Source organism: Acidovorax sp. KPB24-03 (assembly GCF_057546605.1).
In genome coordinates this window covers 1-9,127 of sequence record NZ_BAAJYR010000142.1, presented here as the reverse complement: position 1 = coordinate 9,127, position 9,127 = coordinate 1, and the positions used below count along the sequence as shown (strand labels likewise).

Annotated in this window: 6 protein-coding genes and 1 pseudogene; 6 read left to right on the top strand and 1 reads right to left on the bottom strand. The window is 65.9% G+C overall.

What is annotated here, in order from left to right; all coding sequences use genetic code 11:
* Positions 1 to 1,341, bottom strand: a pseudogene (locus AC27KI_RS14900) (Do family serine endopeptidase); the annotation flags it as partial.
* A gap of 274 nt (positions 1,342 to 1,615) precedes the next feature.
* On the opposite strand from AC27KI_RS14900, the gene AC27KI_RS14895 reads away from it, so the two are divergent.
* From AC27KI_RS14895 to cas1c, 6 genes are read left to right on the top strand one after another with little or no spacing between them, the layout of a single operon-like run.
* Positions 1,616 to 3,877, top strand: coding sequence for a CRISPR-associated endonuclease Cas3'' (locus tag AC27KI_RS14895; protein WP_487089850.1), 2,262 nt, complete (start codon positions 1,616 to 1,618; stop codon positions 3,875 to 3,877).
* A gap of 52 nt (positions 3,878 to 3,929) precedes the next feature.
* Positions 3,930 to 4,604 carry a type I-C CRISPR-associated protein Cas5c gene (gene cas5c / locus AC27KI_RS14890; RefSeq protein ID WP_487089846.1) on the top strand — a complete coding sequence of 225 codons (675 nt, stop codon included), beginning with the start codon at positions 3,930 to 3,932 and terminating at the stop codon, positions 4,602 to 4,604.
* On the top strand, positions 4,601 to 6,433 hold the full coding sequence (gene cas8c / locus AC27KI_RS14885) for a type I-C CRISPR-associated protein Cas8c/Csd1 (RefSeq protein ID WP_487089847.1): 1,833 nt from the start codon (positions 4,601 to 4,603) through the stop codon (positions 6,431 to 6,433). The genes cas5c and cas8c overlap by 4 nt, the downstream gene beginning before the upstream one ends.
* A complete protein-coding gene (cas7c, locus tag AC27KI_RS14880; RefSeq protein WP_487089848.1) occupies positions 6,430 to 7,311 on the top strand; it encodes a type I-C CRISPR-associated protein Cas7/Csd2 in 882 nt (293 codons plus the stop codon). The genes cas8c and cas7c overlap by 4 nt, the downstream gene beginning before the upstream one ends.
* A 28-nt stretch (positions 7,312 to 7,339) precedes the next feature.
* Positions 7,340 to 7,999, top strand: coding sequence for a CRISPR-associated protein Cas4 (gene cas4 / locus AC27KI_RS14875; protein ID WP_487089849.1), 660 nt, complete (start codon positions 7,340 to 7,342; stop codon positions 7,997 to 7,999).
* A complete protein-coding gene (gene cas1c, locus AC27KI_RS14870; RefSeq protein WP_487114502.1) occupies positions 7,984 to 9,024 on the top strand; it encodes a type I-C CRISPR-associated endonuclease Cas1c in 1,041 nt (346 codons plus the stop codon). Before cas4 ends, cas1c begins: the two co-directional genes overlap by 16 nt.
* Positions 9,025 to 9,127 lie beyond the last annotated feature (103 nt).

Sequence of the window (9,127 nt, the reverse complement as noted above, 5' to 3'; positions counted from 1 at the left end):
CCAGCAGGCCGCCGTCCACGCCGGCATCGCGGCGCTCCTGCGGCTGCAGGGCCGCAGCGCCAGGCCCAGCCGGCCCTTGCCGCTCGACTTTTCCGAACTGGCGATCTTGGTGGCCTTCTCGCTCGCATCGCCCAGCGTGGCGGTGAACTCCTCGCGCTTGCCATGGCGCCACACCTCCAGCCGCGCCTGCGTGCCGGGCGCCGCCTGGCCCACGATGGCCGGCAGGTCGCCCGAGGCCACGATGGGCTGCCCGTTCACGCTGCGGATCACGTCGCCCGACTTCAGGCCCGCCTTGTCGGCCGGGCCGCCCTCTTCCACGCCGGCCACCAGCGCCCCTTCGGGCTTGTCGAGCTGGAACGAATCGGCAAAGGCCTGGTTCACCTCCTGCACCGACACGCCCAGGCGCGCGTGGCTGGCCTTGCCCGTGGCCAGGATCTGGTCCTTGACCTTGGCGGCCACCTCGATCGGGATGGAGAACGACACGCCCTGGTAGCCGCCCGAGCGGCTGTAGATCTGCGAATTGATGCCCACCACCTCGCCGCGCGCATTGAACAGCGGGCCGCCCGAGTTGCCGGGGTTCACCGCCACGTCGGTCTGGATGAAGGGCACGTAGCTGTCGTCGGGCAGCGAGCGCCCCTTGGCGCTCACCACGCCGGCCGTCACGCTGTTTTCGAAGCCGAAGGGCGAACCGATGGCCAGCACCCACTCGCCCACCGCCAGGTTGCGCGTGCTGCCCAGCTGCACCACGGGCAGGTCCTTCGCGTCGATCTTGAGCACCGCGATGTCGGTCTTGGGGTCGGAGCCCAGCACCTTGGCCCGGAACTCGCGCCGGTCGGTCAGCTTCACCGTGACCATGTTGGCGCCCTTGACCACGTGGGCGTTGGTGAGGATCACGCCATCGGCGCTCACGATGAAGCCCGAGCCCTCGCCCCGCGTGGGCACCTCGCGCTGGCGGCCGGGGGCCTGCAGGCCGGGCGGCACCATGCCGAAACGGCGGAAGAACTCGAACATCGGATCGTTGGGGTCGATGCCCTGTGCGCCGCTGCGCGGGTGGGCCGCGGTCTCGTCATCGTCGTCGTCCGAATCGGTCATGGACGTCTTGGTGGTACCGCTCACGCTGATGTTGACCACCGCCGGACCGTTGCGCGCCGTGATCTGCGCGAAGTCCGGCGCCGTCACGCCGCCCGTGGACGGCATGGCCGCCGGCTGCACCGCGGCGGGCGGCATGGCGGCGCGGCTGGAATGCATGTTGGTCACCAGCCCCGCGCCGGTGGCCCCGATGGCGCCGGCAGTGAGCAGGGCCAGGGTCAGGCGGCGGGGGGTCGATAGAACGGAGTTCATGGCAATCCTTTCGTTGGGTCGTTGCATGGGGGCAGTTTGGGCAACGAGACTTAGGTGTGGCTTAGGGGCATCCGGGGGCTGGTGACGCAGGCCCGGTTGCGGCGCAGTTCAGTCGTTGGACGTGACCGAGAAGGCGCACCAAAGGGAAATCCCGCAGGCGGCCCACCACACACAGCCGCCACAATGCCCCCGCCGACAGCTCATCCATAAAGGACTGCGGCCACCGATCCAAAGGGAGGACAAACCATTGAACGACCCAGAGCAAGGCACTGGCATGCCGCGCTTTTATGCCCATTCCACCGGCAGCGCGGACCAGGAAGGCTGGCAGCCCCTGCCGGACCATCTGCACGCCGTGGGCCGAGGGGCGGGAGAATTCGCGGCTGTTTTCGGCGGTGAGGCGCTGGCCCGGGTGATCGGGCATCTGCATGACCTGGGCAAGTACACCGAGCCCTTTCAGGAAAGGCTGCGCGGCAGTCCGCTGCGTGTGGACCACTCCACCTGGGGGGCACGCATCGCGCAGGAGCGCCTGGGGGACATGGGGCAACTGCTGGCCTACGGCATTGCCGGCCACCATGCGGGGCTGGCCAATGGGCAGGGCGAGGGCGAACGCACGGCCCTGGCCGACCGGCTGTCGTCCGACCTGCCGGCGCTGCACCCCGCCTGGAAACAGGATATCCCCTTGCCCGCTCGCCTCGGGGTGCCTGCGGGCTTCAAGCCCTACAGCGGCCAGGGCCGCCAGCAGGCCAAGGACCGGTATCCGTTCCAGCTGGCGTTTCTCGCCCGCATGCTGTTCTCGTGCCTGGTGGATGCCGACTTCCTCGATACCGAGGCGTTCTACCACCTCGCTGAAAAACGCCCCGACCTGCGCCGTGGCGGCGGCGCGCCGCCCACGCTCGTGGCGCTGCGCGAGCAACTCGACCACTTCCTGGGCCAGTTCCAGGCCGATAGCGGCGTGAACCGCCTGCGTGCCGACATCCTGCGCCATGTGCGGGGCCAGGCGGAGCAGGAGCCAGGATTGTTTTCGCTCACGGTGCCCACGGGGGGCGGCAAGACGCTGGCATCGCTGGCGTTCGCGCTTGACCACGCCATTCGCCACGGGCTGCAGCGCGTGATCTTCGTGATCCCGTTCACCAGCATCGTCGAGCAGAACGCCGCCGTGTTCCGCAAGGCACTGGGCCCGCTGGGCGAGGCGGCCGTGCTGGAGCACCACAGCGCCTTCGTGGAACAGCCGCCCCCGCGCAATGATCCCGAGAAGTACCAGTCGGTCCAGAAGCTGCGGCTGGCCATGGAGAACTGGGACGCCCCCATCGTCGTCACCACCGCCGTGCAGTTCTTCGAAAGCCTGTTCGCGGCCAAGTCCTCGCAGTGCCGCAAGCTGCACCACATCGCGGGCAGCGTGGTGATCCTGGACGAGGCGCAGACCATGCCGCTGCAGTTGCTGCGGCCCTGCGTGGCCGCCATCGATGAGCTGGCCCGCAACTACCGCACTAGCGTGGTGCTGTGCACGGCCACGCAGCCCGCCCTGAAGGCGCCGGCGTTCGAAGGCGGGCTCACGGGCGTGCGCGAGCTGGCGCCGGAGCCGGACAGGCTGTTCCGCCAGCTCGAACGCGTGCGGGTGCGGCATGTGGGCACGCTGAGCGACGAGGCGCTGGCCGCCGAGATGCGCTCGCGTGAACAGGTGCTGTGCATCGTCAACAACCGCCGCCATGCGAGGGCCGTGTACCAGGCCATGGCCGATCTGCCCGGCGCACGCCACCTGACCACGCTGATGTGCGCCAAACACCGCAGCGCCGTGCTGGCCGAGGTGCGGCAGATGCTCAAGGATGGTGAGCCATGCCGGGTGGTGAGCACGAGCTTGATCGAAGCAGGCGTGGACGTCGATTTCCCTACCGTGCTGCGCGCCGAAGCGGGCCTGGACTCCATCGCCCAGGCGGCAGGCCGCTGCAACCGCGAAGGCGGCAGGCCCCTGGACGCCAGCGACGTGCGGGTGTTTGCCAACGCCAACGAAGACTGGGCCCCACCGCCTGAACTGAAGCAATACGCCCAGGCCGCCCGCGAAGTGCTGCGTCAGAACGCAGGCGACCCTTTGTCGCCCGAGGCCATCGGCCGCTACTTCGCCCTGTTGTATTGGCAAAAGGGCGGTGATTCGCTGGACAAGCCTGACCTCATGGGCCTGCTGCGCGAAAGCCGCATCGACAGCCTTCCCATGGAAACGCTGGCCATGAAATTCCGCATGATCGACACCGTGCAGATGCCGGTGATCGTGCCGTATGACGACGACGCCAAAGGCTTTCTGCGCGACCTGGAGCACGCCGAAGGCAGCGTCGGCCTCGCGCGCAAGCTGCAGCCCTATCTGGTGCAACTGCCCCGCCAGGGCTTCGAGGCGCTCTACGAGGCGGGCGCGGTCATTCCTGTCGCGCCTCAAAAATGGGGCGACCAGTTCATGGTGCTCGCCCACGACGGCCTCTACGACCCGCAATTTGGATTGAGCTGGGACCACCCGGCATTCATCCGCACCGAACACCTGAACTGGTAAGCCCGCTGTCGGGGCGGCCAGCGATGATCCAATGAAACAACCGGGAGGGCCCATGGGATATGGAGTGAAGCTCAAGGTCTGGGGCGAACGCGCTTGCTTTACGCGCCCCGAAATGAAGGTGGAACGCGTCTCCTACGACGTCATCACCCCCTCCGCCGCGCGCGGCATTCTCGATGCGATCCACTGGAAGCCGGCGATCCGATGGCACGTGGACCGCATCCATGTGCTGAAACCCATCCGCTTCGAATCCATTCGGCGCAACGAAGTGGGCGGCAAGCTCTCCCCCGCCAGCGTGACCAAGGCCATGAAGGCCGGCGACACCGCGGGGCTGGCGAATTACGTCGATGAAGACCGGCAGCAGCGCGCCGCCACCATCCTGCGCGACGTGGCCTATGTGATCGAAGCACACTTCGATCTCACCCCCAAGGCCGGGGCCGAGGACTCTGTGGGCAAGCACCTGGACATCTTCAACCGCCGCGCGCGCAAGGGGCAGTGCTTTCAGCAGCCCTGCATGGGCGTGCGGGAGTTTCCGGCGAACTTCCAGCTGATCGAAGACGGCGACCCCATCCCCGAGAAGCACGAAAGCCTTAAGGAGGCACGCGACCTGGGCTGGACGCTGCACGACATCGATTTCGACCGGGGCATGTCGCCCCGCTTCTTCCGCGCACAGATGGCGGCCGGCGTGATCGAGGTGCCGCCCTGGCACAGCGAAGAGGTGAAGTCATGATTCTGCAGGCCCTGAACGGTTACTACAGCCGACTCCAAAACACCGGCGATAGCGCCATTGCCCAGCCAGGGTACTCACAAGAGAACATCTCCTATGAAATCGTTCTGGCGACAGATGGTTCAGTGACGGCTGTCAACGACATCAGGAATACAGCAGGAAAAAAGCCGCTGCCCAGGGTCATCGCCGTGCCTGCATCTTTCAAACGCCCGGGCACTGGTTCAAAGTCATTTTTCCTGTGGGACAAAAGCAGCTACGTGCTGGGTGTCGGCGAAGCGAAGGCAGCCCAAGACCATGCCACGTTTCGAGAGCTGCACCTCTCCACCATGTCCAACTTCAATGATCCAGGGCTTATTGCCCTTCAATCATTCGTGAAGGAATGGAAACCTGAATCCCTGTCGTCGCATGCACTCTTTACCCCACATGCGGAGGGCCTGGTGGGCGCGAACATTGTGTTCCGCCTCGACGGAGAATTGCGCTTCCTGCATCAGCGTCCAGCAGCAGAAGAAGCGCGCGAAAGGATATTCGTTGATGCTGACAAAGCAGCGGCTTGGGCCGACTGCCTGGTAACCGGCAAACGATCAAAAATCGCGAACTTGCACCCCGCCATCAAAGGCGTGAACGGCGCGCAAAGCGCGGGCGCGTCCATCGTGTCGTTCAACCTGGAGTCGTTCACGTCGTATGGCAAGAGCCAGGGCGAGAACGCGCCCGTTTCCGAGCAGGCCGCCTTTGCCTATACCACCGTGCTCAACCACCTGCTGCGGCGCGGCGAGCACAACCGCCAGCGCATCCAGATCGGCGATGCGAGCGTGGTGTTCTGGGCGGAGGCGGACGATGCGGATCAGGCGCAGGAAGCCGAACTGACATTCGAGTCGCTGCTCAACGCGCCGCCGGACGACTCCCAGGAAGCGGCGCGGGTGCGTGAGGTGCTGGAGCAGATCGTCAAGGGACGCCCCTTGAGCGAACTGAATCCGAAGCTGCAGGACGGCACGCGCATGTTCGTGCTGGGGCTGGCTCCGAACGCCTCGCGCATCTCCATCCGCTTCTGGGAGACGGGCACGCTGGGCATGTTGGCCCAACGCCTGGCCCAGCACGCGCAGGACTTTCGGATCGAACCCGTGCCCTGGAAGACCGCGCCGGCCGCGCGCCGCGTCATTCTTGCGACGGTACCGAACCGCGAAGGCGCCATGCCCAAGATGGACGATGCCTTCAACAACCTGGCCGGTGAATTCATGCGCTCGGTGCTGAGCGGCCGGTCCTACCCGCGCAGCCTGCTGGCCAACACCCTCATGCGCATCCGCTCGGACGGCAACCTGTCAGGCCTGCGCGCGGCGATCTGCAAAGGCATCCTGGCCCGGGAGAAGCGGCTGGGCATCCACACACACATCCACAAGGAGGAGGTTCCCGTGAGTCTCGACAAGCAATCCGAAAACCCAGGCTACCGGCTGGGCCGCCTGTTCGCGGTGCTGGAAGCGGTGCAGCGCAGCGCGCTCGGCGGCCAAGTCAATGCCAACATCCGCGACCGGTATTACGGCGCGGCATCGGCCACGCCGGCATCCGTCTTTCCGGTGCTGCTGCGCAATACGCAGAACCACCTGGGCAAGCTCCGCAAGGACAAGCCGGGCCTGGCCGTGAACCTGGAAAAGGACATCCGCGAAATCGTCGATGGCCTGGGGGAGCAGTTTCCGCGCAGCTTGCGCATCGAGGACCAGGGCCGCTTCGCCATCGGGTACTACCACCAGTCCCAAAGCCGTTTCACCAAAGGCGGCACGGAGGCCGAACAAGACACCGCAGATTCCAACACCGACAACACCGAGGGAGCCCCCGCATGACCGCCATTGCCCACCGCTACGAGTTCGTCTACCTTTTCGACATCACCAACGGCAACCCCAATGGCGATCCAGACGCCGGCAACCTGCCGCGCCTGGACCCCGAGACCAACCGGGGCCTGGTGACCGACGTGTGCCTGAAGCGCAAGATCCGCAACTTCGTCAGCCTGGACAAACCGGCCGACGCGGGCTATGCCATCTACATGCAGGAAAAGGCCGTGCTCAACAACCAGCACCGCAAAGCCTACGATGCCCAGTCGCTGAAACCTGAAGACAAGAAGCTGCCCAAGGAAGAAGAGAAAGCCCGCGCCATCACGCAATGGATGTGCAACAACTTCTTCGACGTGCGCACCTTCGGCGCGGTGATGACCACGGGTGTCAACGCGGGCCAGGTGCGCGGGCCGGTGCAGATGGCTTTCGCCACCTCCATCGACCCCGTGGTGCCGCTGGAGATTTCGATCACCCGCATGGCCGTGACCACCGAGAAGGAGGCCGAGGCACAGAGCGGCGACAACCGCACCATGGGCCGAAAGCACATCATTCCCTATGGCCTGTACCGCGCGCACGGTTTTGTTTCGGCCAAGCTGGCCGAGCGCACGGGCTTTTCCGACGCAGACCTGGAGCTGTTCTGGCGCGCGCTCATCAACATGTTCGAACACGACCGCTCGGCCGCACGCGGCGAAATGGCGGCACGCAAGCTGATCGTGTTCGAGCATGAAAGCGCCATGGGCAATGCACCAGCGCATGTGCTGTTCGATGCCGTCCGGATCACACCGGCACAGGCCGATACGGATAGCGCTCCACGCCGGTTTGCGGATTACCGCGTGGAGATCGACCAAGCGGCCATTCCTTCGGGCGTGGCCGTTCGTGAGCTGATCTAGCGCGGCTTCGCACGCCTGGAGGCAGGCCGTGGACGAATCGGACTTCATTCCCCTTTCGGCGCTGCAACACTACCGGTATTGCCCTCGCCAGTGCGCCCTCATCCACGTGGAGCAACTGTGGGCGGAAAGCCGCCACACTGCAGAGGGGCGGGTGCTGCACGAGCGCGCCGACAAGCCCCGGGGCGAGCGCCGACGCGGTGTGCGCACGGTCACGGCCATGCCGCTGGCGCACCCGGGGCTGGGCATCACCGGCATTGCGGATGTGGTGGAGTTCCACGAGATCGAAGACGGCGAACAGGCGTTTCCCGTGGAATACAAACGCGGGCGGCCCAAGGCCCATCGCGCGGACGAAGTGCAACTGTGCGCACAGGCCCTGTGCCTGGAAGCGATGCTGGAGCAGCCGATTGCGCAGGGCGCCCTGTTCTATGGCGAGACACGCCGGCGCACCGATGTGCCGTTCGATCAGGCCCTGCGCCAACTCACGCGGGAAACCATCGGTGCCACACGCGCCATGCTGGACGCGAACATCACACCCACCGCGCAGTACAGCCCCAAGCGCTGCGATGCCTGCTCGCTGCTCGACCTGTGCCAGCCCAAGCTGCTGAGACGCCAGAGCAGCGTGAACGACTGGCTCGCACGGCAACTGAAAGAAGACAGCGAGGCGGAGCCACCATGCGCAGACAGCTGAACACCCTGTATGTGACCACCGAAGGCGCCTGGCTTCACAAGGACGGTGCGAACATCGTGATGGAAGTCGAGCAAACGGTGCGTGCCCGGCTGCCCGTGCACATGCTGGAAAGCCTGGTGTGCTTTGGCCGCGTGCTGGTGTCGCCCCCTTTGCTGGGCTATTGCGCGGAGCAGGGCATCAGCACCTGCTTTCTCACGACCAACGGCAGGTTTCTGGCGCGGGTGGAAGGACCCGTGTCCGGCAACGTCCTGCTGCGGCGCGCGCAGTACCGCAACGCGGACAACCCCGAGGGGTGTGCCGGCATCGTGCGCAATCTTCTGCAGGGCAAGCTGCACAACCAGCGCGCCGTGCTGGGCCGGGCCCTGCGCGATCACAGCAGCAAGCTGGCGGCCGGAGACGAAGCCGCCCTGGCGCATGCCCACCAGCGTCTGGAACGCATCGCCGGCAAGTTGGCCCAGACACCGTCGGTGGACCTGCTGCGCGGGTACGAGGGCGAAGCGGCGCAGGCTTACTTCGGGGTGTTCGACCACCTCATCCGCGTGCCCGGCACCGCCATGCGGTTCACCGGGCGCAGCCGCAGGCCGCCGCTGGATGCGGTCAACGCCCTGCTCTCTTTTTTATACACGCTGGTGACCCACGATTGCCGCTCGGCCCTGGAAAGCGTGGGGCTGGACCCGGCGGTGGGCTTTCTGCACCGCGACCGGCCAGGCCGGCCCAGCTTGGCGCTGGATCTTCTGGAGGAGTTTCGGCCGCTGCTGACCGACCGGCTGGCGCTGTCGCTGATCAACTTGCGCCAGATCGGCGAGCGCGATTTTCAGACGATGGACAACGGCGCCGTGCTGCTGCGCGAAGAATCGCGCAAGACGGTGCTGACGGCCTACCAGGAGCGCAAGCGCGAAACGCTGCGGCACGTTTTTCTGGAAGAAAAGGCACCCATCGGGCTGTTTCCATTCATCCAGGCCCAATTGCTGGCCCGCCATTTGCGCGGCGACCTCGACGCCTACCCACCCTTCCTTTGGAAATGAGGCATCGCCGATCATGATGGTGCTTGTGAGCTATGACGTCCGTTCGCAGGACAAGGTGGGTGCCCGGCGCCTGCGGCACATCGCCAAAGCGTGCCTGGATTTT